A 505-nucleotide genomic window follows, 5' to 3' on the forward strand; every position below is an offset into this window, starting at 1 on the left:
CAAGGAGTTTGAGGGGGAGTGGGAGAAATGTAAGTTAGGAGATATTACTCAAAATTTCACTCGTAGAAATAAAGAAAAAATACAATATCCAATGTTCTCTGTTACAAATGAAAGGGGATTTGTACCACAATCTGAGCAATTTGAAGGTAGAGACATGGTAGGTGATGATATTAAAGCATACAAAATCATACAGTCACAAGAATTTGCTTATAATCCCGCGAGAATCAATGTCGGCTCAATTGCTATGTATTCTGGTAAAGCTCCCTGTATGATAAGTTCGTTGTATGTCTGTTTCAAAACGACCCAAAAGGTAGATGACGAATGGCTTATGCAACTTCTTAAAACCGCAAAACTTAATTATTGTTACAATGTAAATGGTGAAGGAGGCGTAAGAGTTTATCTTTTTTATCCGAACTTTGCACGTATAAGGGTATCTTTGCCATCTTTGACGGAACAAAAGAAAATAGCATGCTTTCTTAATCTTCTTGACGAGCGCATTTCTACT

At 36.2% G+C, this 505-nt stretch carries 1 protein-coding gene; it reads left to right on the top strand.

Going from position 1 to position 505, the window contains the following annotated elements:
* Positions 1-505: restriction endonuclease subunit S (locus BN93_RS16205; protein WP_019189301.1), on the top strand; the 505-nt coding region annotated here is incomplete at both ends.

The organism is Prevotella conceptionensis 9403948 (assembly GCF_000312305.1).
Taxonomy (GTDB): domain Bacteria; phylum Bacteroidota; class Bacteroidia; order Bacteroidales; family Bacteroidaceae; genus Prevotella; species Prevotella conceptionensis.